The organism is Saccharothrix carnea (assembly GCF_003014735.1).
GTDB lineage: Bacteria > Actinomycetota > Actinomycetes > Mycobacteriales > Pseudonocardiaceae > Actinosynnema > Actinosynnema carneum.
On the sequence record NZ_PYAX01000032.1, the window covers coordinates 1 to 22,325 of the forward strand.

Genomic DNA, 22,325 nt, shown 5'->3' on the forward strand with positions numbered 1-22,325 from the left:
AGGGTGTGCCGAAGGGTTCCGAGCCGAAGAAGATCGGTGAGGGCGCGGACGGCAGGAACTGCTTCTACTCACCGTCCGACATCACCTGGCGGTAGGCGGGGTCAGCAGGACACCGATCGAGGTCGCGGCCGCCGGGTCGCGACCTCGATCCGTGCGCCGGGGGTGTGCCGACCGTGCTGGCGGACGAGTCCTCCGCCGATCTCCGCGGTGTCGCCGGGTAGTTCGGATACGGTGTGCAGCGACCGGGCGGCGTGGCGTGAGCAGGGGCGAGGGGCAACTACGGTGACCAGCTGGATCGACGTGATCAACTATGTCCGGACGCGGTACGAGGTGCTGGAGGAGACCGACAGCTGGCTGCGCTTCCGGCTCGACCTGGACGAGGACCGGACCCAGCAGGTCTCGGTGCACCACGTGCCGGAGTCGGACGGCGTGGCCTGGGTGGAGATCTCCTCGCCGGTCGGCCGCGCCGACGCGATCGACCTGAAGCGGTTCCTCGAACTCGCCGGCACCTCGCCGGTCGGCGGCGCCGCCGTCGTGGGCGACGTCGCCCTGCTCAAGCACACGGTGCCGTTGGAGGACCTGAGCGTCCGCGAGGAGTTCGAACGCCCGCTGATGCTGCTCGTCGCCGCCGCGGACGCGTTCGAGCACGAGCTGACCGCGGCCGACAGCTTCTGATCACCCCGGCAGGCCGATCACGGTCCGGTCGCCGGACTCCCACACCGGGGTCATGGTGACCGCGCCGATCCGCCACCCGCGAGCGGTGCGCGTGAGCCGGTAGTCGTACCGGCCGCCCAGCGCGTACAGCCATCTGGACCGTGACCGCGACCGGGTCCCGGTCGGTGGCCGTCGCCGCGGCGGCCCGGCCGCTCGTCATCGCCACGCCCGCCGTGACACCGGCGCCGATCAGGAGGGTCCGGCGAGTCGGTCGATCAGCTGTTTCCTGGCTCGTGGTCGGCGATCGTGCCGCCGCCCGCGGTCGGGCGTCCAAGACCCGTTGCCATGACCAGGTCGCATGAGGCCGGTCGTGTCCGCTGCCCGGGCAGGTGCCGTGTTCCGGCTGTAGGCTGGCGACCACCGTGCCGCGACGGAGGAACGCCATGACGGCTGAACGGCTCGAAGGCCACTTGGTCCGTGATCCCCGCACCCTGCACACCGACGTGGAAACGCAGTTGGACCACGCTGCGGAGGAGGTCAGCCGACGGCTCGACGGCAAGATCGACCACCGGGTCGTCCGCGCCGCGGTGTCCGAGGCCTACCAGCGGCTCGCCGACCGGGCGACGTTCCACAACTTCCTGCCGATCCTGGCCGCGCGATCGGCTCAGCGCAGCCTGCAGGCGGGCTGAGCTCAGGACAGCGGCAGTTCCGCCCACACCGTCTTGCACTCCGTGCCGCGGTGGGTGCCCCAACGGCGCGACAGGCTGTCCACCATGACCAGCCCCCGGCCGCGGAACGCACCCAGCCGTGACACACCGGTGACCGGCAGGCTGTCCGGGCTGCCGTCGACCACCTCGATCCGCAGGGCGTCACGACCACCCGTTCGCTGCACGCGCAGCCGACGCGGCGCGCTGGCGTGGTCGTAGGCGTTGGACACCAGTTCCGTGCACACCAGGAGCAAGTCCTGCAAGAGGTCTTCGGCGAGGTCGGCCAGCACGGCGGCGAGCCACTGACGGATCTGGGCCAACGGCGGTATCGGCGTGTTCAGGTCGACCACGATTCTGGCCGCGAGTGCGCTGTCGGTCTGCGTCACGGTGGTCGCCCCCCTGGCTCCGGCCGCTCTGCTGATCAAAGCGGTGTTGGCACGCTGGGGTACCCCGAGACCGGCGGGTGCACACACGGTGTCCTCCGGACGCGCTGCGCACATGCCGCGCTACGGATGGTGATCTATTCTTGCTTTCCGTGAGTGAGGAAGGGGTTCCGGTGGACGACGATCCGGTCGCCGTGCTGCGTGCCGCGGTCGACTGCGCGGTGCAGGCCGTGCTGCGCCTCGATCCTCGCCACGCCGATGCCCGGCAGGAGATCACCAGGGTGCTCGCCGGGTACGCGGCGACCGTCGCACCGGTGCGGGACGGCCTGCGGGAACTGGCCGACCGGACGCCGAACGGTCCCGTGTCGGCCGCGCTGGGGTTCCTGCGCGACGCCGACGACCAGGCCGCCGCGGGTGACGTGCAGGCCGCCCGCGTCTTCCTGCTGGCCGGCCGCACGGCGTTGTTCCGCCTCGCCCGGGCCGGGCCGGACGCGGGCTGATCAGGCGGTCCGCCGGAACGGCCCGCCGGTCCACGTCTCCGTGCCGGCCAGGGTGTCGCGGGCGAGCCGGTCGAGCACGTCGGACATCCGGCCCGCGCGGGCGAAGGCGCGCCGCTGCCGGTCCGCGCCGCCACCCTCGGTGTCCAGGGTGGACAGCAGTCGGCGCACGAGGTCGACGTCGTCGAGGTGGTCCTCGACGCGGTGCAGCAGCCGGTCGAGCAGCAGACGTGCGGGCACGAGGTGCCCGGACAGCACGTCCAGTGACAGGCCGGTGACGCCGTCCCGGGCCGCGCGCCAGGTGGCGGCGCGCAACACCTCGGTCGGCACGGCGGGCGCCCGCAGGCCACGCCGGAGGTCGGCCAGCGCGGCGCACACGAGCCCGCGCACCAACGCGGCCAGCAGCACCGCTTCGTCCACAGTGGCCGCGACGTCGGCGACCCGGACCTCCACGGTCGGCAGGTGCGAGGAGGGCCGGACGTCCCAGTAGACCATCCGGCGGTCGTGGGCCGCGCCGGCGGCGAGCAGCACGTCGCAAGTGGACTCGTAGTGCGCGAACGACTCGAAGTACGGCGGCGGACCGGCGCCCGGCCAGCGCGACCACACCACCGAGCGCCAGCTCGCGTAGCCGGTGTCCACGCCGTGGGCGAAGGGGGAGTTCGCGGTCACCGTCCCGAGCACCGGCAACCACGGCCGCACGTGGTTGCACACCTGCACCGCCGTCTCGGGGTCCGGCACGGCGACGTGCACGTGGCAGCCGCAGATGGACTGCTCGACCGCGAGCAGCCGGTAGTCCTCGGTCAGGTGGTGGTAGCGCTCGCCCGCGCTGGTCGGCCCGTCCCGTCCACCGACCGGTGGCGCGGCGACGGCGAGCAGGCGGCAGCCGAGGGCGTGGGCGGCTTCGGCGGCCACCAGGCGGAGGCCGAGGAGCTGCCGCCGCACGTCGGCGAGGTCGCGGCAGACGGGCGTGCGGGTCTCCACCTGAGCCTGGGCGAGTTCGACGTCGAGGTCCACCGCGAACCGCGACCTGGCGGCCTCGACCACCTCGGCACCGCGCGGGACCGGCACCCCGGTCCCGGGTTCCACCAGCAGGAACTCCTCCTCGACCCCGAGCGTCGGAGCCTGCGCACCCACCAGGCTGCCCATCACGGCCTCCGAAGGCTGTCGGGCCAGGGAGCGGTGGGATACCCCCGATCGGACGAGGTAACCCGTCCTCCCCGGGCACGACTTGAGGGCGGCCTGCTGGTCCGATCAGGTGAACCCGCCCTGGACCGCTCAAGTCGACGCGCTGTCGTGCCGAAGAAGGTGATGAGCGCCGGAACCCCGTACGACGGGGAGCGGCGTTCTTCTCGTTGTGCCCGGCCTCCCCGAGCCGTCCTTCGACCAGGGGATCGGCTGCCTAGCGGATCCAGCCCAGGCGCAGGAACACCGACTCGCCGGGCGCGTCGTCCACGCCGTCGTTGTCCACCACGCCCACCAACCGGCGCAGCGGGCCGTCCCCGACGACCGCCAGGCCCTCCGGCTTGTCGTGCGCCGCCGCACCGCCCGCGGTCAGCGCCGGGAGCAGGTCGACAGCCTCGGTCTTCGTCGCGAGCGGCTTGGGCCGGCCCGCGGTGGCGGTGGCCAAGGTCGAGAGGTCGACCCGGTAGACCTTCTTGGTCGTCGCCGCGTCGCCGCGCTGGTTGTCGCGCTCCAGCACCAGCAGCGTCCGGTCGTCCAGCGCCGTCACCTCGGACAGCCCGATCCAGCCGGTCCGGGCCGCGTCGAGCGGGTAGGCGGCGAACGACCACTGGCCCGTCGCGGGCGTGAAGCGGGCCAGTGTCGCCTGGCCTCGCTGGTCGTTCTTCCACTCCCGCTGCACGGCCAGCCACACCTGCTCACCGGCGCCGCGTCCGGTGGTCGTCACGCCCTCGAAACCGTTGCTCGTGGCCGTCGCCGCCACCTCGGCCGGCAGCGCCAGCTCGCGCACGACCTCGCCGGTCGCGGACACCTCGACCAGCAGGTTCGGCCGCGCCTTGCCGTCACCTTCGGCGGCCACCCAGTAGCCGCCGTCCCGCCGCGCGGCGATGCCCTCGCCGTCGTAGTCCACCGGCTGCCCGCCCCTGGTCACGGTCAGCTCCGCGCGCACGCGGGCCGGCGCGGACAGGGTGTCGATCGTCAGCACGCGCGTGGGGCGGTACGCCGAGTCGGTGATCGCCACCACGTCACCGCGGTGGCCCGGGATGCCCGACAACCCGGACAGCGCGCCGAACCCGATGCCATCGGACACGATCGACGGCGTGCCCGCGTTGCGCGCCAGGGCCACGACCAGCGGCGTGCGGGTCAGCCGGTAGGACGTGAGCGAGGACCGCACGGAGTCCTCGGCGGAGTCCTCCTCGGCCGACACGACCAGCGTGCCGGTCGCCGGGATCGGCAGCAGGCCCTCCGGGCCGACACCGGTCGGCAACGCCTGCACGAACCGCGGCCGGCGCGGGTCGTTCACGTCGTAGACCGCGACCAGGTTGGCGCGCTCCAGCCCGACGAACGCGTACCGGTCGCGCCCGAACGTGGCCACCGCCAGGCCCTCCGGCTCGACGCCCTTGTTGTCCGAACGGCCGTCCGGGTACTGGCCCTGGCGGATCGCCACCTGCTGCAGCTCGTTGCCCGAGGAGAACACGACCCGGCCGGACGTCGCGTCGAACACCGTCCACGTGCGCGAACCGCCCTGGTAGTCGCCCTCGTCGGCGGTGCCGAGCGTGCGGTCGTCCAGCCAGGCCACCGCGTCGGGCTCACGGGCCGCGGTGATCGTGCCGGACGGGTCGATCCGGCCGTCGTCCTCGACGTCCACGCCCTCGACCGTCACGGTGCCCGCGGAGAAGTGCCGCACCACCTCCGCCGACGGCAGGTCCACGATCGCGATGTGGTTGTTCTCCTGCAACGTCACGGCGACCTGGCCCCGGCCGTTGACGCTGACGTACTCGGGCTCCGGGTCCTCCGGCGCGACGGAGGCGAGACCGGTGAGCCCGACCCGGCGCACCGACCACGACGTGGGGCCGCCCGCGAGGTCCACGATGGCGAGGAAGCCCGCCGGTGCCTGCGGGAGCGCTCCCTCGGCGAGGTCCTCGTCGCGCTCGTTCTCGATGGCCACGGCGGCGTGCCGACCGTCCGGGGAGATGTCGATCGAGTCCGGCTGCCCGCCCAGGTCGTGGGTGGCGACGACCGACCTGGTGTCCACGTCGACCACCACGAGCACACCCGAGGGCGAGGTGAAGGACTCGGACGTGTCGACCGCGACCAGCGCCAGCCGACCCGTGATGTCCACCGACGTCGGCTCACCCGGCAGGTCCAGCACGCCGGCGGGGGAGAGGGTGCCGTCCCGGCCGACCGAGGCGAAGCCGATCCGCTCGGCAGGCGAGTCGGTGTAGACCACCGTCCGGCCGTCCAGCGTGGCCGCCGCGATCTCGGCGGCGGTGTGCTCGGCGGCCGCGCCGTTGGCGAACACCGACAGCGTGTCGACCCGCTGGAACCGGCCGGGCTGGGTGGCCCCGGCGGCGGGCGCCAGGAGCGACATGGTCACCCCGCACACCATCAGACCTGCGAAAACACGGACCGGACGGGCCATGGGGACTCCTACCTCGATGACGGCGCGCGCTTTGTAACCCGGCGAGGCGTCCTCGAGGTGAACGCCGGGTGGCGAGCGACCGCACCGTCACGTGGCGGGTTCGCTAGTGGCCCCCGGCGGACATGACCAGCAGCATCAGCGAGAGCAGGAGTTGCAGCACGGCGACGCTGGTACCGGTGACCGCGGTCCAGTCCAGCCGGTACTCGGTCTTGGTGGCCATCGACCACACGCCGCAGGCCACCGCGGCGACCGCCAGCACCGGGCCACCGGCCGGGAGCGGCCAGCTGAGCACGGCCAGGCACAGCGACAGCGGGCCGAGCCAGGCGTCCTTGCCCGGTCGGTCCTTCGCGGGGAGGTGCCGCATCATGCCGTCCATGGTGCCGTGCCCCGGATCTTCCGGGTGCGGCGAGGTCGCGGTCGGGCGGCCGGGGCGGTCACAGCCACCGGTTCCTCTTGAACAGCCGGTACAGGGTCACGCACACGGCCAGGGTCACCGACAGCACCAGCGGGTAGCCGTACTTCCAGCGCAGCTCGGGCATGTGGTCGAAGTTCATGCCGTAGACGCCGACCACCATGGTCGGCACGGCGATGATCGCCAGCCACGCGGACATCTTGCGCATGTCGTTGTTCTGCTGGAGCGACACCTTGGCCAGGGTCGCGTTGACGAGTGTGGTCAGCACCTCGTCGAACGCCACGACCCGTTCGGCCGCGGCGGTGAGGTGGTCGTCCACGTTGCGGAAGTAGGACCGCACCTCGTCGGGCACCAGCGGGCCGCACGCGCCCTCGCTGAGCTTGCGCAGCGGACCCGCCAGCGGCATCACGGCCCGGCGCAGCTCCATGATCTCCCGCTTGACCAGGTACATCTGCTCGACGCCCAGTTCGCTGCGCGGTGCGAACACCGCGGTCTCCACCAGGTCGATGTCGCCCTGGAACGCCTCGATCACCTCGCGGTAGCCGTCGACGACGCGGTCGGCGATCTCGTGCAGCACCATCGCGGGCCCGGCGGCCAGCAGGTGCGGCGTGGCCTCCAGCTGGCGGCGCACCTCACCCAGGCTGGAGTGCCCGCCGTGGCGGACCGTGACCACGTAGTCGCGGCCGAGGAACACCATGATCTCGCCGGACTCCACGATCTCGTTCGCCGTCGTCGGCGACTCGTGCTCCACGAACCGCAAGGTCTTGAGCACCACGAACAGGTGGTCGTCGTAGCGGTCGAGCTTCGGGCGTTGGTGGGCGTGCACCGCGTCCTCGACGGCCAGTTCGTGCAGCCCGAACGCGTCGGCGACCTCCCGGATGCGTTCCTCGTCCGGCTCGAACAGGCCGATCCAGACGAACCCGGCGCCACGGGCGCGGACCTCGGCGACCGCCTCGGCGGGCGACGGGTCGCCGGGCAGCCGCACGCCGTCGACGTACACCGCGCACGCCACGACGGTGTCCCTCTCCACGTCCGCGACCGCGCCGGGGACGCCGTCTGCAGCAGCGCTCGCCATGCCTTCGATCTTGCCGCAACCACGTCCCGGGCGGGTGACGGACTCCGAATGCGCGTTCGAATCGCGTCAACGACGGGTCCGGGCGCGTCAAGAGGGCGTCAGGCCGACGGTGAACGCCCTGCTCCGTGCCGCACGCTGTGCCGGTCCCGGCCGCCGTGGGTGCGGCCCGAGCGAGTGATCGGAAAGGAGCACGCCCATGGCCGACCTGGCCTGCGCGGCGCTGCTGATCGGGGTGTTCCTGGTGTTGGCCCTGGCCGTGCGCGGACTGGCGAGCCGGTGAGCGGCACCGGAGTGATCGCCAACGCCATCGGCGGCGTGCTCGCGCTGCTGCTGATCGGCTACCTGTTCGTCGCCCTCGTCCGGCCCGAGAGGTTCTGATGTCACCGACCTCGGCCGGCCTGCTCCAGGTCGGCCTCTTGATCTGCGCCCTCGCGGTGGTCCACCGGCCGCTGGGCGACTACCTGGCCCGCGTCTACACCGGCACCCGGCACCTCAAGGTGGAACTCCTCGTCTACCGGCTGGGCCGGGTCGACCCGGCTTCCGAGCAGAGGTGGAGCGGCTACGCGTTCGGCGTGCTCGGCTTTTCGTTCGTCGGCGTCGTGCTGCTCTACCTGCTGCAACGGGCCCAGCCGTGGCTGCCGTTCGACTTCGGGCGCGGTGCCGTCGAGCCGGGGATGGCGTTCAACACCGCGGTCAGCTTCGTGACCAACACCAACTGGCAGTCGTACGTGCCGGAGACCGTGCTCGGGCACACCGTGCAGGCGGTCGGGCTGACCGTGCAGAACTTCGTGTCCGCGGCGGTCGGCCTAGCGGTGGCGATGGCGCTGGTGCGGGGTTTCGCGCGGCAGCGGACCGACCGGCTGGGCAACTTCTGGGTCGACCTGGTGCGCGGCGTGGTGCGCGTCCTGCTGCCGATCTCGGCCGTGTTCGCGGTCGTGCTGATCGCGCTCGGCGTGGTGATGAGCCTGAAGTCCGGTGTGACCGTGGACGGGCAGGAGGTGGCGATCGCCCCGGCCGCGAGCCAGGAGGCCATCAAGGAGCTCGGCACCAACGGGGGCGGCGTCTTCAACGCCAACTCGGCCCACCCCTTCGAGAACCCGAACTCGTGGTCGAACCTCGTGGAGGTCTTCCTGATGCTGGTCATCCCGGTGTCGCTGACCCGCACGTTCGGCACGCTCGTCGGCGACCGCCGGCAGGGCCGCGTGCTGCTGGGCGTGATGGGCGTGCTGTGGGCGGGCGCGCTGGCCGTGGTCTGGTGGGCCGAGGCGAACGGGCTGCGGCCGTTGGAGGGCAAGGAACTCCGCTTCGGAGTGCCCGCGTCCGCGCTGTTCGCGAACGCCACCACCGGCACGTCGACCGGCGCGGTGAACTCGATGCACGACAGCTTCACGGGCCTGGGCGGCGGACGGTGCTGCTGAACGTGCTGCTCGGCGAGGTGACGCCGGGCGGTGTCGGCACCGGACTGTACGGGATCCTGGTGCTGGCGGTCATCACGATGTTCCTGGCCGGGCTGATGGTCGGCCGCACCCCGGAGTACCTGGGCAAGAAGCTGGGGCGGCGCGAGGTGACCGCGGCGGCGGTGTCGATCCTGGCCATGCCGACCGTGATGCTGATCGGCGCTGGTGTCACGGCGGTCCTGCCGTCCACCCCGGACGCGTTGGGCAACCCCGGACCGCACGGCCTGTCGGAGATCCTGTACGCCTACGCGTCGGCGTCGAACAACAACGGCAGCGCGTTCGCGGGCATCACGGTCACCAGCGACTGGTTCCAGGCCTCACTGGCGGTGTGCATGCTGCTGGGCCGGTTCGTGCCGATCGTGGCCGTGCTGGCGTTGGCCGGTTCCCTTGCCGCGCAGCGGAAGGTGCCGCAGACCGCGGGCACCCTGCCCACCACGGGTCCGCTGTTCGCGACCCTGCTGGCGGGCAGCGTGGTGCTGGTCGCCGCACTCACCTTCGTGCCCGCTCTCGCCCTCGGCCCCGTCGCGGAGGCCTTGCTGTGAACGCAGAAAGTCCACAGAGGACTTCCGTCCTGATCGCGTCCCTCCCGGACGCCTTGCGCAAGCTGCACCCGCGTGACCAGGTGCGCAACCCGGTCATGTTCGTGGTGTGGGTGGGTTCCCTGCTGGTCACGGTCTTCGCGATCGCCGACCCGGACGTGTTCACCGCGGCGGTGGCGGCGTGGCTGTGGGCGACCGTGCTGTTCGCCAACCTCGCCGAAGCGGTCGCCGAGGGGCGCGGCAAGGCGCAGGCCGACTCGTTGCGGCGGACCAGGAACGACGCCGTGGCCCGGCGCCTCACCGCGGCCGGCGGCGAGGAACGCGTCCCCGGCGCAGAGCTGCGCGTCGGTGACCTGGTCGTGGTCGAGGCGGGCGAGGTCGTGCCCGGCGACGGCGACGTGGTCGAGGGCATCGCCACCGTGGACGAGTCCGCGATCACCGGCGAGTCGGCGCCGGTCGTCCGGGAGTCCGGCGGCGACCGGTCGGCCGTGACCGGTGGGACGACGGTGCTGTCGGACCGGATCGTCGTGCGCGTCACGACCAAGCCGGGTGAGACGTTCGTGGACCGGATGATCGCGCTGGTCGAGGGCGCGCGACGGCAGAAGACGCCGAACGAGGTCGCGCTGACGATCCTGCTCTCGACGCTGACGATCATCTTCCTGCTGGCCGTGGTGGCGTTGCAGCCGTTCGCGGTCTACTCCGGCGGCGAGCAGTCGGTGATCGTGCTGACCGCGTTGCTGGTGTGCCTGATCCCGACCACGATCGGCGCACTGCTGTCGGCGATCGGCATCGCGGGCATGGACCGGCTGGTGCGGCGCAACGTGCTGGCCACGTCCGGCAGGGCGGTCGAGGCCGCGGGCGACATCGACACCCTGCTGCTCGACAAGACCGGCACGATCACCTGGGGCAACCGGCGGGCGACCGAGCTCATCCCGGTCGACGGCGTGGACGAGCGCACGCTCGCCGAGGCGGCCCGCCTGTCCAGCCTCGCCGACGGCACGCCGGAGGGCCGCAGCGTGGTCGAGCTGTGCGTCGAGCGGTACGGCCTGTCGACCGAGGCGACCGGGCACGAGAAGACCGGCGAGTTCGTGCCGTTCAGCGCGCAGACCCGGATGAGCGGCATCGACCTCGGCGACCGGCGCGTCCGCAAGGGCGCGGCGAGCGCGTTCGGGATCGGCGACGAAACCCGCCGGATCGTGGCCGGGATCAGCCAGGACGGCGGCACGCCGCTCGTCGTGGCCGAGAACGACGTGGTGCTGGGCGTGATCCGGCTGTCGGACGTGGTCAAGCCCGGCCTGCGGGAGCGGTTCGCCGAACTGCGCGCGATGGGCATCCGCACGGTGATGGTGACCGGTGACAACCCGTTGACCGCGAAGGCGATCGCGGCGGAGGCGGGCGTGGACGACTTCCTCGCCGAGGCCAAGCCCGAGGACAAGATCGCGCTGATCCGCCGTGAGCAGGAAGGCGGCCGGCTGGTCGCGATGACCGGTGACGGCACCAACGACGCACCGGCGCTGGCCCAGGCCGACGTGGGCGTGGCGATGAACTCCGGCACGTCCGCGGCGAAGGAGGCCGGGAACATGGTCGACCTCGACTCGGACCCGACCAAGCTCATCGAGATCGTGGAGATCGGCAAGCAGCTGCTGATCACCCGGGGTGCGCTGACCACCTTCTCGGTGGCCAACGACCTGGCGAAGTACTTCGCGATCCTGCCCGCCATGTTCGCCGCGATCCACCCGCAGCTCGGCAGGCTGAACGTCATGCAGCTGGCCACGCCGCAGTCGGCGATCCTGTCCGCGGTGGTGTTCAACGCGCTGGTCATCGTGGTGCTGATCCCGTTGGCATTGCGGGGCGTGCGGTACCGGCCGTCCGGCGCGTCGGCGTTGTTGCGGCGCAACCTGCTGGTCTACGGCCTGGGCGGCGTCGTGACGCCGTTCGCCGGGATCTGGCTGATCGACCTGCTCGTCCGTCTCATTCCTGGAATCGGGTGACGTCGTGGTGACCAAGTTCGTCGAGCAGGCGTGGGCGGGGCTGCGGGTCCTGCTCGTGCTGACCGTGCTCACCGGGGTGCTCTACCCGGCGGCGGTGTGGGGTGTGTCGCGGCTGCCCGGCCTGCACGCCAACGCCGAGGCCGTCGACACGACCCTGGTCGGGGTGCACCGCGAGGGTGACGAGTGGTTCCACCCGCGGCCGTCCGCCGCGACACCGCCCGCGTCCGGCGGTTCGAACAAGGGTGAGCGCGACGCGGACTACGACGCGGTGGTGGCCGAGCGGCGGGCCGCGATCGCGCAGCGCGAAGGCGTGCCCGGGGCCGACGTGCCGCCGGACGCCGTGACCGCGTCGGCGTCCGGGCTGGACCCGCACATCAGCCCGACCTACGCCGCACTCCAGGTGCCGCGGGTGGCCCGGGTGACCGGCCTGCCCGAGCAGCGGGTGCGCGAACTCGTCGCCGCGAACACCGGCGGTGGCTTCACCGAGACCGTCAACGTCACCGGGCTCAACCGGGCGGTGGAGCGCGCGGTTCGAGGGTGACCGGTGGGCTGCCTGCCCTGCCGGTCGGGGAACGGGCCGAAGCCCGACCCCGAAGTGATGTGTGACGCTTCGACCTGAACGGGTGGTTTACGGTCACCGTCACCGTGTGGAGGCGATAAGTTGCCCTCTGTGAAGCGCTCCGGATGGGTTGTCGTTCTTGCTCTGGTGGCCGGGTTGGTGGTGCCGGTCCCGGCGTCGGCGGCGGCGCGGTCGCCGGGGGAGTGCGCGGCCTCGCTGGACTGCACGGCCGCCGAGATCGACCGGATGGCGATGGCGGAGCGGTTGGAGTTCCTCCGGCTGGTGCAGAGCGGTCCGGCCGCGGCGTTGGGCGCGCCGGACCGCTGGCGCAACATCGAGGGCGTGCTGGCGTTCTTCCGCGATCGCGGGCTGGGCGCGCCGGGCACGTGGACCTCGCACGTCGACGCGGCCATCCTGGAGGGGATCGAACGCGGCGTCGCGCTCGCGCTGGGCCGGTCGACCGACGGCTTCGGCAACCCGGGCTCGGCGCGGTGGGCCGACTACCTGACCCGGCTGCACCGCGGCGAACTGACCGTCCGCAACGTCCACGACCGGGCGTGGAGCGAAGCCGAGCAAGCCTCGACCGAGCACGGTGTCGCGGTGGCCGAGCAGGTGCACGGGCTGCGGCCCACGGCGGTGGAGCGCCGGTTCTTCCTGTTCTCCGAGTTCTACCGGTGGGCACTGCGCAACCGCCCGGTCGTGCTGGACATGCTGCTGCTCTACGGCGTGCTGCTGGACCCGCTGATCGTGCTGCGGCGCGTGCCGTTCGTGGACTGGCTGACCGACGTGCGCGAGTCGGCGCCGTCCCGCAAGGGCTCCGAGATGGCCTACGCCTACGCGCAGCTCGACCCGGTGAACGGCGCGTTCAGCACGGTGGACCTGCTGTTCGCCTACATCCCGGAGCTGTTCGACGAGTTCCAGACCACCCGGTAGGGGCTACCGGAGGCGGTCGAGCGCGGTGTCGACGACCACCCGGCTGTCCTACCGGTACATGCCCGCGGCCCGCGGAAGGCAGCGCACCGGGCAGTCGGTGCCGCCGGCCGGCAGGTCGCCGACCGCGGACCACCTGACGGCCCGGTGCGGTGGTCCGCGGTCAGGACGGCTTGGCGCCCACCGGGGCCGGTTGGTCGGCGACGGCCTCGTCGGGCGCGGTCTCGTCCAGGAAGCCGCCGGACTGGTGGCGCCACAGCTTGGCGTACGCGCCATCGGCGTCGAGCAGTTCGGCGTGCGTGCCCTGCTCCACGATCCGGCCCCGGTCGAGCACGATCAGCCGGTCCATCCGCACGACGGTGCTCAGCCGGTGCGCCACGACGAGCGCGGTGCGGCCCTCCATCAGCTGCCACAGCGCCTCCTGGACCAGCACCTCGCTCTCCGAGTCCAACGCGCTGGTCGCCTCGTCCAGCAGCAGTACCGGCGCGTCGCGCAGGATCGCCCGGGCCAGCGCGACCCGCTGCCGCTGCCCGCCGGACAGCTTGATCCCGCGTTCGCCGACCAGCGTGTCGAACCCCTCGGGCAGCGCCTCCGCGAACTCCGTCACGTGGGCGGCACGGGCGGCGCGGAGGATGTCGGCGTCGCTCGCACCCGGCCTGGCGAAGGCGATGTTGTCCCGCAACGTCCGGTGGAACATCGCCGGGTCCTGCGGCACGTACGCGATCAGGCTGCGCAGGTCGGTCTGGCGCAGTCGGGCGATGTCCTGGCCGCCGACGAGGATGCGGCCGTCGTCCACGTCCATCAGCCGCAGCAGCAACCGGGTGAGCGTGGTCTTGCCGCCGCCGGAGCGGCCGACCAGGCCGATCCGCGTGCCCGCCGGGATGTCCAGGTCCAGGCCGTCGAACAGCGGCTTGCCGCCGCCGTGCGCGAACACCACGCGGTCGAACCGGACCCGGGAGTCCTCGGCGCGCAACGGCTCCGGGTCCTCCGGGTCGAGCACCGTCGGCTCGTCCAGCAGCAGTTCGGTGAACTGCGCGGCCTCGGTGAGCGCGCTCTCGAACCGCCGGTAGATCTGGTTGAACTCGAACATGATCCGCGTCGCGTTGCTGAAGTAGGCGAACGTCACCACCATCGCCTCCACCCCCAGCCCTCCGCTGACCCCGAGGGCGACCGCGAGTCCGAGCACGTTGGTGAGCACGGACATCGGTGCCACCACGGTGTCGATGCGCAGGTTGCCGTAGTCCCACGACCGCAGTGCCAGCACGCGGGTCTCGGCGGTCCGGCTCCGGTGCTCCGCGCTCTCCCGTTCCTCGGCGGCGAACGCGCGGACCGTCTCCATGTTCATCAGCGTGTCGGCGACGTGACCGGAGACCCGCGCGTAGGCGGCCTCCCGTTCGTCGACCAGGCGCTGCCTGCGGCGGATCAGCGGCACGGTGACGAAGGCCGTGACGAGGATCAGGCCGAGCAGCACCACGACGAGCAACGGGTGGTACGTCCACAGCACGACGCACGCGAAACCGAGCGGGATGAGGTTGCCGACGATCCTGAACGCGACCGTGTCGACGAATTCCTCGAACCGCGACGCGAAGCTCAGCACCCGTTTGGTGAGCGAACCGGCGAAGTTGTCGTGGAAGAACGCCGCGTCCTTGTCGAGCAGTGCGTCCATGCCCATGACGGACAGGCGCTCGATCCCGCGCCCGTCCACTCGGTTGAGGCAGTGGACGCCGACGCGCCACAGCAGCTCCGCGAAGAGCATCACGCCGGCGAACGCCAGCAGGTACGGCAGCGCGGCGGCGAAGCCGGTGTCGTCGCCATCGGCGAGGCGACCGGCCAGCGCGCCGATCGCCAGCGGCGCGAGGTAGGCCAGGCAGGTGTTGCCGAGCGCGGGCAGCAGGAGCGCGCCCGCGCTGAGGAAGCGGTGCCGTCGTAATTCCCGGCCGTACAGGCGCAGGGCGAGCAGCACCGCTCTTTTGCGGTTGTTGACGGGTTTTTCGGACCTTGGCGCGGCCATCCGACTCCTTTCGGGGGGCACCTTGGCCACGCCGATGTTGCCGCACCGGACGGGGTGACGGCGATCGAATATCGCCGTGCGCGCTCGCGTTCCGGCGGAATGTCCTTCTGCGCCAACGATTTATTGCCGCTGGGCTCGCGGGCACCCTTGTCAGGCTTGCCGGGCGGCCTCGCCGAGCATCTCGTGGGCGTGGTGGCGGAAGGCGTCGGCGGCCGGGTGGGTCGCGTTGCGGGGCCAGACCACCCGCACCACCACCGGCCCGACGTCGGTGAGCGGCAGGTAGCGCACGGCGGGGTGCGGGTGGCTGTGCGCGGTCGCTTCGGCGGTGACGCCCACGGCGTCGCCGGTGGCGATCACGGTGAGCCACTCGTCGGTGTTGGCGACGTCGAAGGTGCCGGGGCGCTGTCCGGGCGGCCACAGCTCGACGCTGGAACTGCACGCGGCGGCGCAGAACGCGACGGGGCGGTCGGCGAGGTCGACCAGCCGGACACCCGGTGCAGGCGCGAACGGGTGATCCTCGGGCACGGCCGCCACCCGTGGTTCGCGGTAGAGGTCCGCCGATGCCAGTTCACCGTCGGGTGACGGCGGCGAGCGCACGAACGCCACGTCGACCTCGCCGCGGCGCAGTGCGGCCACCGGGTCGTCCAGCCGGAACACCCGCGCCTCCACGTCGGGCCGGACCAGGCGCCAGCCGCGCAGCAACGGCACCGTGTGCCTGCCGAGCGCCGCCCACGGGAACCCGACGCGCAGCGCCCGCGGCCCCGCGGTGACCTCGGCCAGCGCGTCGTCCACCTGGGTGAGGATGCGGTTGGCGTGCCCGAGCAGCCGCGTGCCCGCCTCGGTCAGCGCCAGGCTGCGGGTCGTGCGCTCGACCAGTCGGGTGCCCAGCCTGCGCTCCAACTGGTTCAGGGTGCGGGACAGCGCGGGCTGGCTGATGTGCAGCGCGGCGGCCGCGCCGGTGATGGTGCCCTCGTTGCCGATCGCCGCGAACGCCCGCAGGTGCCGCAACTCCACATTCATGACTGTGGAGCATAAGTCGTGCGCAAACGGCATTTAGCGGGCGGTGGGGATCGGCCTTAGCGTGATCGGCATGAAGATTGTTCTCATCGGCGCGGGCGGCAAGCTCGGCACGGCGGTCCACACCGCGCTGGCCGGTCGCGGCCACGACGTCATCACGGTCGGGCGGTCCGGCGGCGACCTGCGGTACGACTTCGCCGACCCCGCGCAGACCGCCGAGCTGTACCGGCGGGTCGGCCGGGTCGACGCGGTGGTCAGCGCGGCGGGCGGCGTGCCGTGGAAGAAGATCACCGAGATGACCGCGCAGGACTACCAGGACGCCTTCCGGGGCAAGGTGCTCAGCCAGCTCGAACTCGTCCGGCAGGGCGTCGCCCACGTCGCCGAACGGGGTTCGTTCACGCTGATCACGGGCGTGCTGGCGCGTGAGCCCGTGCTGCTGGGCACGGCCGCGTCCATGGCGAACGGCGCGGTGGAGGCGTTCGTGCGGGCGGCGGCGATCGAGATCGCCCCGCAGCGCGTCAACGCCGTCAGCCCGAGCGTGTTCACCGAGAGCCTCGACGACTACGGCGACCTCTTCGCCGGCGTGCCGCCGGTCGACCTGGCCGACGTGACCCGGGCGTACGTCCGCTCGGTCGAGGGCGCCCAGACAGGCCAGGTTTACGTGCCGTAAGGCGGCTAGTACACGACGTGCTTGCCGCCGTCCACGATGATCGCCTCGCCGGTGACCAGGTCCATCGCCAGCAGCCCGAGCACGGCCTGCGCCACGTGCGCCGGGTCGGCGGTGCGGTCGAGCGGCACGGTTCGCCGCTCGACCGCCGCCCGTTCGGCGAACCCCGCCTCGCCGTGCAGCGACGTCTGCCAGCGCGTGGCCACGGTCCCCGGCGCGACGGCGTTGACCCGCACGTCCGGTGCGAGGGCCACGGCCAAATTGCGGGTCAGCTGCAGCAACGCCGCCTTGCTCACCCCGTAGGCGATGGACGAGCCGCCCGCCCGGTACCCGGAGATGGACGCGACGTTGACCACCGCGCCCCGGGCGGCACGCAGGTCGTCGGCGAACGCCCGCGTGACGCGGAGCGGGCCGACCACGTTGACGTCGAGCACGTGGTGGACCACGTCGTCGGTCAGGGCGTCGAGGTCGTGGTGCGGCACGGCCCGGGTCGTGCCCGCGTTGTTGACCAGCACGTCGACCCGGCCGAACCGGGTACGCACCCGTTCGGCCAGGGCGCGCACCTGCCCGTCGTCGGCCACGTCGACGCGTTCGGCGACGGCCTCGCACCCACCCGCGGCCAGTTCCGCCGCGGTGGCCTCGGCGTCGGCGGCGGACCGCGAGTAGGTCACCACGACGGCCCGGCCGCCCGAACGGGCCAGCGCGAGCGCGGTGGCCCGGCCGATCCCGGTGCCGCCGCCGGTCACCACCGCGACGGTGTCGTGCAGGTCCACGTCAGCTCCTCCCGATCCGGTGCAGGGTGGCCACCACCCCGTCCTGGTCGATCCGGCGCACCGCGTCGGCCACCAGCGCGCGGAACACGCGGGACTCGCGCAGCGGCAGCGGCAGGGCCAGCACGGGGAAGTCCTGCTGGTGCAGGAAACCGGCCACGGCCAGGCAGATCAGGCGCGGTTCGACGCCCGCGACGAGCAGGTCGACCGCCGGGTCGAGCAGGCGTTGCGGCAGCTTGCGGGGCGCGTCGGCGGCGATCTGGTCGAGCCGGTGCGCGATGCGCGGGTTGGCCAGCCGGGTCAGCAGCGCACCGACCTCGCGTTCGTCGGGCTCCAGGCCGAAGCGGCGCAGCGACGGGCCGGTCTCGGTGCTCAGCAGGCGTTCGGCGAAGTGCGCGATCGCGGGGCAGGCCAGGGCGTCGGCCGTGGTCGTGCAGCCGGCGAGCAGGCCGAGGTGGGCCAGCGCCGAGTGCGTGCCGTTGACCAGGCGCAGCTTCGCGGCCTGGTGCGGACCGATGTCGGCGACCAGTTCCACGCCGACCGCGTCCCACGCCGGACGTCCGGCGGTGAAATCGTCCTCCACCACCCAGCGGCGGTGCGGCTCGCCGACCACGGCGGCGCGGTCCTCCAAGCCCAGCGCCTCGGCCACGCGGGCGAGGTCGGCGTCGGTGGTGGCGGGCACGATCTGGTCCACCACGCTGGACGGGAACCGCACGTGCTCGTCGACCCACTCCACCAGGTCGTGCTCGCCGCGGCGCGCGCAGAACTCCCGCACCAGGCGCCCGACCAGCCGGCCGTTGTCGGGCAGGTTGTCGCACGAGACGACGGTCAGCCCGGGGTGCCCGCGGTCGCGGCGGCGGCGCAGCCCGCCGACCAGCTGCCCGACCGGTGTGCACGGCGGTCCGCCCGCGAGGTCGGCCGCCACGTCCGGGTCGTCGGCGCGCAACCGCCCGGTGGCCGGGTCGTGCCGGTACCCCGACTCGGTGACGGTCAGCGTGACCACGCGGGTGCCCGGTTCGGACAGCACGGTCGCCAGCCGGTCGGGCTGCTCCACGGCCAGCAGTGCCTCCCGCACGCTGCCGACCACGCGCAGCCGGTCGTCGGCGGCGCCCCGCTCGGTGACGGTGAACAGGTGGTCCTGCTCGACCAGCGCGTCGACCAGCCGCCCGTTGCGCCGTGCCACGGCGCAGATGCCCCACGGACCGGGTTCGACCAGCATCGCCTCCTGCGTCAGCACCGCCTGGTGCGCCCGGTGGAACGCGCCGAGTCCGATGTGGACGATGCCGACGTCGGCGCGCGGCAGGTCGGCCGCCAGCCACGCGGGCAACCGGGCCGCCGACAGGCGCGGGTGGGTCACCGCGGCGTCACCCCCGAGACGTCGGCGGCGGCGATGTCCACGTCCTTGCCCTCCGCCGACAGCAGGAACGCCACGAACGACACGGCCGCGGTGCCGATCATCCACCACGCCACCGGCCAGCCCTGCCCACCCGCCCGAGCGACCAGCGCGGCGGCCACCAGCGGGGAGAACCCGGCCAGCGCCGCGCCGATCTCGCGGGACGCGGCGAACCCGGTGTAGCGGACGCGCGCACCGAACAGCTCGGCGTAGAACGCGGGCTGCACGGCGATCATCGGCGCCAGGCCGAACGCGGTCGCCACCACCAGCGCCACCCAGATCAGCACCGGCTCCCGCGTGTCGAGCAGCAGGAAGAACGGGAACGCGAACGCCGCCGTGAACACCACGCTGAACAGGTTGAGGGGACGCCGCCCGATCCGGTCGGACAACGCGCCGTACACGGGTTGCAGCACGATCACGACCACGCCGAACGCCACCACGCCGGTGAGCCCCACCCAGCGCGGCAGCTCCAGCGACTTGGTGATGTAGGCCAGGCTGTAGGTGGCGTAGATGTAGACGATCGCGGTGTCGCAGATGTGCGCGCCGATGCCGATCAGGAAGTTGCGCGGGTAGCGGCGCAGCGCGTCGAACACGGGCAGCTTGACCGTGGTCCGCTGCGCGGCCATCCGCTGGAACACCGGCGACTCGGCGACCCGCAGCCGCACGTACAGCGCGACCGCGATGAGCGCGAAGCTGAACCAGAACGGGATGCGCCACGCCCAGTCCAGCACGGTCTGCCGGGGCAGCGTCTCGACCAGCAGGAACACCAGCGTGCCCGACAGCAGGCCCAGCTGGACGCCGGTCTGCGCGAACGACGTGAAGAAGCCGCGCCGACGCGGTGGCGCGTGCTCGGCCAGCAGCGTGGACGCGCCGCCGAACTCCGCGCCCGCGCCGAGGCCCTGGCACATCCGCAGCACGGTCAGCAGGATCGGCGCGGCGATGCCGATCGAGTCGTAGGTCGGCAGCAGGCCGATCAGCCCGGTCGAGACGCCCATGACCAGGGTGGTGATCACCAGCGTGGACCGGCGGCCGATGCGGTCGCCGAGGTGGCCGAACACGAACCCGCCCAGGGGGCGCACCGCGAAGCCGACGCCGAAGGTGGCGAACCCGACGATCACGCCGGTCGCCGGGTCGTCGGTGACGAAGAACAGCTCGTTGAACACCAGCGTCACGGCGAAGCCGTAGATGAAGAAGTCGTACCACTCCAACGCGGTGCCGACCACGGACGCGCCCACGACGCGGCGCAACCGCGTCCCGCCGGTCGGCTGCTCGCCTTCGTGCCCGGTCGTGGTGCGGTCGGCGGCTCCGGTCATGTCGTGCCCTCCTTCGCCTCGAGCAGGCCGTGCAGCTCGCGCCAGGTCTCCTCGGTCATGGGGATGCCGTCGCGCAACCGGGCGCGGCGGGTGCGTGCCTCCGGTTCACCCGGTACCAGCACCTCGTGACCGCCCTCGGCGGGCGGGGTGCGGGTCAGCTCGCGGCAGAACAGCTCCGCCTGCTCGCGGAACCGCTCGACCGGGGTGAGCGAGCCGATGTCGACGGCCACCAGCACGGTGCCGAACCCGCCGCGGTAGCCGGGCAGGCTGCCCACGCCCATGCCGGTGAGCAGGCCGCCGACCACCTCGATCAGCACGCTCAGGCCGTAGCCCTTGTGCCCGCCGAACGGCAGCAGCGCCCCGCCCGCGTAGAAGTCGGCGGGATCGGTGGTCGGCCGGCCGTCCGCGTCCAGCACCAGGCCCTCGGGCACGCGCTCACCGCGGTCGCGGGCCACCGCCAGCTTGCCCTCGGCCACGCCCGAGGTGGCCCAGTCCACCACGATCGGCGACCGATCCGCCGCCCGTGGCGCGGCCCAGGCCAGGGGGTTGGTGCCCAGCCGCCGCTCCCGGCCGCCGTAGGGCGCCACGGTGGGGTCGGCGTTGCCGAACGCGAGCGCGACCAGGTCGTGCTCGGCCAGGAAACCGACGTACTCGCCCAGCCTGCCGACGTGGTTGCAGTCCTGGATCACCGCGACGCCGCTGCCGTGCGTCCGGGTCAGGGCGCGCAGTTCGCGGGCCGCGACACCGGCCGCGATCCGGCCCAGGGCGCGGTTGCCGCGCACCACGACCGTGCCGGGGCGCGGGTGGTCGACGTCGGGGCGGGCGCGGGGGTCGATCCGGCCGTCGCGGAGGCGGGCGACGTAGTCGACGAGCCTGCGCACGCCGTGCGAGTCGTGGCCGGTCAGGTTCGACTCCACCAGCGAGTTCGCGACGATCTTGGCGTCCACGAGGTTCGTCCCGGCGTCGAGCAGGATCCGGACGGCGAGCTTCGTGAGTTCGCTCGACGTGACCTTCATGCGTTCCGCCTGACGGAATGGAGTTCCATCGACATGAGGACACGATGACACGACTCGCCCGCTTTGTGAAGCGAGTCACAGGGTGGTTCGGTTCAGTCGGCGCCCAGCGCGCGCGACACCTCGGCCGCCGCGCGCACGACGAGCTGCGGCAGGTCCGGTGGCGCGTCGGCGAGGTCCACCAGCGACGCCGCCGACACACCGCCGACCACCTCGCCGGTGTGGTTGACCACGGCCGCGCCCACGGCGCGCACCCCGGCCTCGTTCTCCTCGTGGTCCTCGGCGTAACCGCGTTCCCGGACGACGGCCAGCTCGGCGAGCAGGGCGCGTTCACCGGTGATGGTGCGCCCGGTGCGGGCGGGCAGGCCGGTGCGCCGGACCAGCGCCCGGACCTCGTCGTCGGGCAGGGCGGCCAGGATCGCCTTGCCGATGGACGTGCAGTGCAGGCGCAGGCTCATGCCGACGCGGGAGGCCAGGTGGTAGGGCCGCACGCCCTCCAACTTGGCCACGTACACCGCCTCGTCGCCGGACAGCAGTGCCAGGTGGACTGTCCACCCGGTCCGCTCCTGGAGGTCGCGCAGCGCGGGGCGGACGTGCTCGGCGATGTCCAGGCGCTGCAGGAAGCGGCCCGCCAGGCTGAGGATCCGCGGGCCGCCGAGGTAGCCGCCCCGCCCGTCGGCCCGCGCGAAACCGCGCTGGACCAGCGTTTGCAGGATCCGGTGCACGGTCGGCTTGGGCAGGCCGGAGGCGTCGGCGATGTCGGCGATCCGCGAGTGGTCGGCGAGTGCTTCCAGGACGCTCAGCGTCTTCTCGGCCGCGGACAGCGGTGCGTCGCCACTCATGGGCCTCAATGTAAGCCAGGTTCGATCACGCCCACCGGTTCCGCCACGGGCCGGCGGCGGCCCGCCCGGTGACGCGTGCCGTCGCCGGGCGGGCGCGCAGGTACTGCGGGTACGGGTAGAAGGTGCGGTTGGCGGGCCGGTAGACGCCCAGGTCGTCGACGCCGTTGCCGTCCCAGTCGCCGGTGATCGGCAGGTCACCCGGGTTGCCGTACTGGGTGGCTGCGTGCGGCAGTCCGCCGAGCTCGTCGACGCCCGGCGGCGCGTCGGAGCCCTCGAAGAGGCGTCACCGCGGCACATCGCGCTGGAGACGCTCCGGCTGTGGCCGCCCGCCTGGCAGCACCGCCGCCCGGTGCTCCACGACCACCGCGTCGGGCCGCTGAAGGCGCTGCGCGGTGACGACGTGGTCGTACCCGTGCACGCGCTGCAGCGACACCCCGGTACTGGCCGGACGCGGACGTCTTCGAACCCGGCCGGTGGGCCTCGGCCGGCCGTCC

21 protein-coding genes and 1 pseudogene are annotated in these 22,325 nt (G+C 72.7%); 9 read left to right on the forward strand and 13 right to left on the reverse strand.

Going from position 1 to position 22,325, the window contains the following annotated elements:
* The first annotated feature begins 282 nt into the window (after positions 1-282).
* Positions 283-675, forward strand: coding sequence for a hypothetical protein (locus tag B0I31_RS39500; RefSeq protein ID WP_106620506.1), 393 nt, complete (start codon positions 283-285; stop codon positions 673-675).
* Between the two features lie 422 nt (positions 676-1,097).
* Positions 1,098-1,343 carry a three-helix bundle dimerization domain-containing protein gene (locus tag B0I31_RS39505; protein WP_106620507.1) on the forward strand — a complete coding sequence of 82 codons (246 nt, stop codon included), beginning with the start codon at positions 1,098-1,100 and terminating at the stop codon, positions 1,341-1,343.
* A gap of 2 nt (positions 1,344-1,345) precedes the next feature.
* On the opposite strand, the gene B0I31_RS39510 is transcribed toward B0I31_RS39505, so the two are convergent.
* Complete coding sequence (locus tag B0I31_RS39510; protein WP_181320778.1) at positions 1,346-1,747, reverse strand: ATP-binding protein; 402 nt, start codon at positions 1,745-1,747, stop codon at positions 1,346-1,348.
* A 170-nt stretch (positions 1,748-1,917) separates the two neighbouring features.
* On the opposite strand from B0I31_RS39510, the gene B0I31_RS39515 reads away from it, so the two are divergent.
* Positions 1,918-2,244, forward strand: coding sequence for a hypothetical protein (locus B0I31_RS39515; protein WP_106620509.1), 327 nt, complete (start codon positions 1,918-1,920; stop codon positions 2,242-2,244).
* Here B0I31_RS39515 and B0I31_RS39520 read toward each other — a convergent pair whose 3' ends face one another.
* From B0I31_RS39520 to B0I31_RS39535, 4 genes are all read right to left on the reverse strand, one after another.
* Positions 2,245-3,387: a carboxylate-amine ligase gene (locus B0I31_RS39520; RefSeq protein WP_106620510.1), complete on the reverse strand. Its 1,143-nt coding sequence runs from the start codon at positions 3,385-3,387 to the stop codon at positions 2,245-2,247.
* A 253-nt stretch (positions 3,388-3,640) separates the two neighbouring features.
* Entirely contained in the window at positions 3,641-5,791 is a 2,151-nt protein-coding gene (locus tag B0I31_RS39525; RefSeq protein WP_245950801.1) for an esterase-like activity of phytase family protein, read from the reverse strand.
* 154 nt (positions 5,792-5,945) lie between these two features.
* Positions 5,946-6,209: a hypothetical protein gene (locus tag B0I31_RS39530; RefSeq protein ID WP_146174129.1), complete on the reverse strand. Its 264-nt coding sequence runs from the start codon at positions 6,207-6,209 to the stop codon at positions 5,946-5,948.
* A 67-nt stretch (positions 6,210-6,276) separates the two neighbouring features.
* Positions 6,277-7,329 carry a magnesium and cobalt transport protein CorA gene (locus B0I31_RS39535; protein ID WP_106620513.1) on the reverse strand — a complete coding sequence of 351 codons (1,053 nt, stop codon included), beginning with the start codon at positions 7,327-7,329 and terminating at the stop codon, positions 6,277-6,279.
* A 276-nt stretch (positions 7,330-7,605) separates the two neighbouring features.
* Here B0I31_RS39535 and kdpF point away from each other — a divergent pair, with 276 nt between their 5' ends.
* From kdpF to B0I31_RS39560, 5 genes and pseudogenes are all read left to right on the forward strand, one after another.
* Positions 7,606-7,707: a K(+)-transporting ATPase subunit F gene (gene kdpF / locus B0I31_RS39540; RefSeq protein ID WP_106620514.1), complete on the forward strand. Its 102-nt coding sequence runs from the start codon at positions 7,606-7,608 to the stop codon at positions 7,705-7,707.
* Positions 7,707-9,328 (forward strand): annotated as a pseudogene (gene kdpA / locus B0I31_RS39545) (potassium-transporting ATPase subunit KdpA). Before kdpF ends, kdpA begins: the two are co-directional and overlap by 1 nt.
* The gene (kdpB, locus tag B0I31_RS39550) at positions 9,325-11,316 is read left to right on the forward strand and encodes a potassium-transporting ATPase subunit KdpB (RefSeq protein ID WP_106620515.1); all 1,992 of its coding nucleotides are present in this window, start codon (positions 9,325-9,327) and stop codon (positions 11,314-11,316) included. The pseudogene kdpA and the gene kdpB overlap by 4 nt, the downstream one beginning before the upstream one ends.
* Positions 11,317-11,323: 7 nt before the next feature.
* The gene (locus tag B0I31_RS39555; RefSeq protein WP_106620528.1) at positions 11,324-11,857 is read left to right on the forward strand and encodes a potassium-transporting ATPase subunit C; all 534 of its coding nucleotides are present in this window, start codon (positions 11,324-11,326) and stop codon (positions 11,855-11,857) included.
* Positions 11,858-11,986: 129 nt separating this feature from the next.
* Positions 11,987-12,808: a hypothetical protein gene (locus B0I31_RS39560; RefSeq protein WP_146174130.1), complete on the forward strand. Its 822-nt coding sequence runs from the start codon at positions 11,987-11,989 to the stop codon at positions 12,806-12,808.
* A gap of 160 nt (positions 12,809-12,968) precedes the next feature.
* Here B0I31_RS39560 and B0I31_RS39565 read toward each other — a convergent pair whose 3' ends face one another.
* On the reverse strand, positions 12,969-14,816 hold the full coding sequence (locus tag B0I31_RS39565) for an ABC transporter ATP-binding protein (protein ID WP_106620517.1): 1,848 nt from the start codon (positions 14,814-14,816) through the stop codon (positions 12,969-12,971).
* Positions 14,817-14,966: 150 nt separating this feature from the next.
* Positions 14,967-15,836, reverse strand: coding sequence for a LysR family transcriptional regulator (locus B0I31_RS39570; protein ID WP_106620518.1), 870 nt, complete (start codon positions 15,834-15,836; stop codon positions 14,967-14,969).
* 70 nt (positions 15,837-15,906) lie between these two features.
* Here B0I31_RS39570 and B0I31_RS39575 point away from each other — a divergent pair, with 70 nt between their 5' ends.
* Positions 15,907-16,503, forward strand: coding sequence for a short chain dehydrogenase (locus B0I31_RS39575; RefSeq protein WP_106620529.1), 597 nt, complete (start codon positions 15,907-15,909; stop codon positions 16,501-16,503).
* Between the two features lie 5 nt (positions 16,504-16,508).
* Here B0I31_RS39575 and B0I31_RS39580 read toward each other — a convergent pair whose 3' ends face one another.
* The 6 genes from B0I31_RS39580 to B0I31_RS41105 all read right to left on the reverse strand — a co-directional run bounded on the left by B0I31_RS39580 (position 16,509) and on the right by B0I31_RS41105 (position 22,264).
* Complete coding sequence (locus B0I31_RS39580) at positions 16,509-17,273, reverse strand: SDR family NAD(P)-dependent oxidoreductase (protein ID WP_106620519.1); 765 nt, start codon at positions 17,271-17,273, stop codon at positions 16,509-16,511.
* A 1-nt stretch (position 17,274) separates the two neighbouring features.
* Complete coding sequence (locus B0I31_RS39585) at positions 17,275-18,627, reverse strand: mannitol dehydrogenase family protein (RefSeq protein ID WP_181320779.1); 1,353 nt, start codon at positions 18,625-18,627, stop codon at positions 17,275-17,277.
* Positions 18,624-19,976 carry an MFS transporter gene (locus B0I31_RS39590; RefSeq protein WP_106620520.1) on the reverse strand — a complete coding sequence of 451 codons (1,353 nt, stop codon included), beginning with the start codon at positions 19,974-19,976 and terminating at the stop codon, positions 18,624-18,626. Before B0I31_RS39590 ends, B0I31_RS39585 begins: the two co-directional genes overlap by 4 nt.
* Entirely contained in the window at positions 19,973-20,992 is a 1,020-nt protein-coding gene (locus B0I31_RS39595) for an Ldh family oxidoreductase (RefSeq protein WP_106620521.1), read from the reverse strand. The genes B0I31_RS39590 and B0I31_RS39595 overlap by 4 nt, the downstream gene beginning before the upstream one ends.
* Before the next feature lie 92 nt (positions 20,993-21,084).
* Positions 21,085-21,831, reverse strand: coding sequence for an IclR family transcriptional regulator (locus B0I31_RS39600; RefSeq protein WP_181320780.1), 747 nt, complete (start codon positions 21,829-21,831; stop codon positions 21,085-21,087).
* 283 nt (positions 21,832-22,114) lie between these two features.
* A complete protein-coding gene (locus B0I31_RS41105) occupies positions 22,115-22,264 on the reverse strand; it encodes a hypothetical protein (RefSeq protein WP_181320781.1) in 150 nt (49 codons plus the stop codon).
* Positions 22,265-22,325: the final 61 nt, after the last annotated feature.

Excerpts from the sequence above, each read along its gene's own strand:
- B0I31_RS39505 (WP_106620507.1), top strand. The coding sequence starts at position 1,098 with ATGACGGCTGAACGGCTCGAAGGCCACTTGGTCCGTGATCCCCGCACC.
- B0I31_RS39520 (WP_106620510.1), bottom strand. The coding sequence starts at position 3,387 with ATGGGCAGCCTGGTGGGTGCGCAGGCTCCGACGCTCGGGGTCGAGGAG.
- B0I31_RS39525 (WP_245950801.1), bottom strand. The coding sequence starts at position 5,791 with ATGTCGCTCCTGGCGCCCGCCGCCGGGGCCACCCAGCCCGGCCGGTTC.
- B0I31_RS39530 (WP_146174129.1), bottom strand. The coding sequence starts at position 6,209 with ATGATGCGGCACCTCCCCGCGAAGGACCGACCGGGCAAGGACGCCTGG.
- B0I31_RS39535 (WP_106620513.1), bottom strand. The coding sequence starts at position 7,329 with ATGGCGAGCGCTGCTGCAGACGGCGTCCCCGGCGCGGTCGCGGACGTG.
- B0I31_RS39565 (WP_106620517.1), bottom strand. The coding sequence starts at position 14,816 with ATGGCCGCGCCAAGGTCCGAAAAACCCGTCAACAACCGCAAAAGAGCG.
- B0I31_RS39570 (WP_106620518.1), bottom strand. The coding sequence starts at position 15,836 with ATGAATGTGGAGTTGCGGCACCTGCGGGCGTTCGCGGCGATCGGCAAC.
- B0I31_RS39575 (WP_106620529.1), top strand. The coding sequence starts at position 15,907 with ATGAAGATTGTTCTCATCGGCGCGGGCGGCAAGCTCGGCACGGCGGTC.
- B0I31_RS39590 (WP_106620520.1), bottom strand. The coding sequence starts at position 19,976 with ATGACCGGAGCCGCCGACCGCACCACGACCGGGCACGAAGGCGAGCAG.
- B0I31_RS39595 (WP_106620521.1), bottom strand. The coding sequence starts at position 20,992 with ATGAAGGTCACGTCGAGCGAACTCACGAAGCTCGCCGTCCGGATCCTG.
- B0I31_RS39600 (WP_181320780.1), bottom strand. The coding sequence starts at position 21,831 with ATGAGTGGCGACGCACCGCTGTCCGCGGCCGAGAAGACGCTGAGCGTC.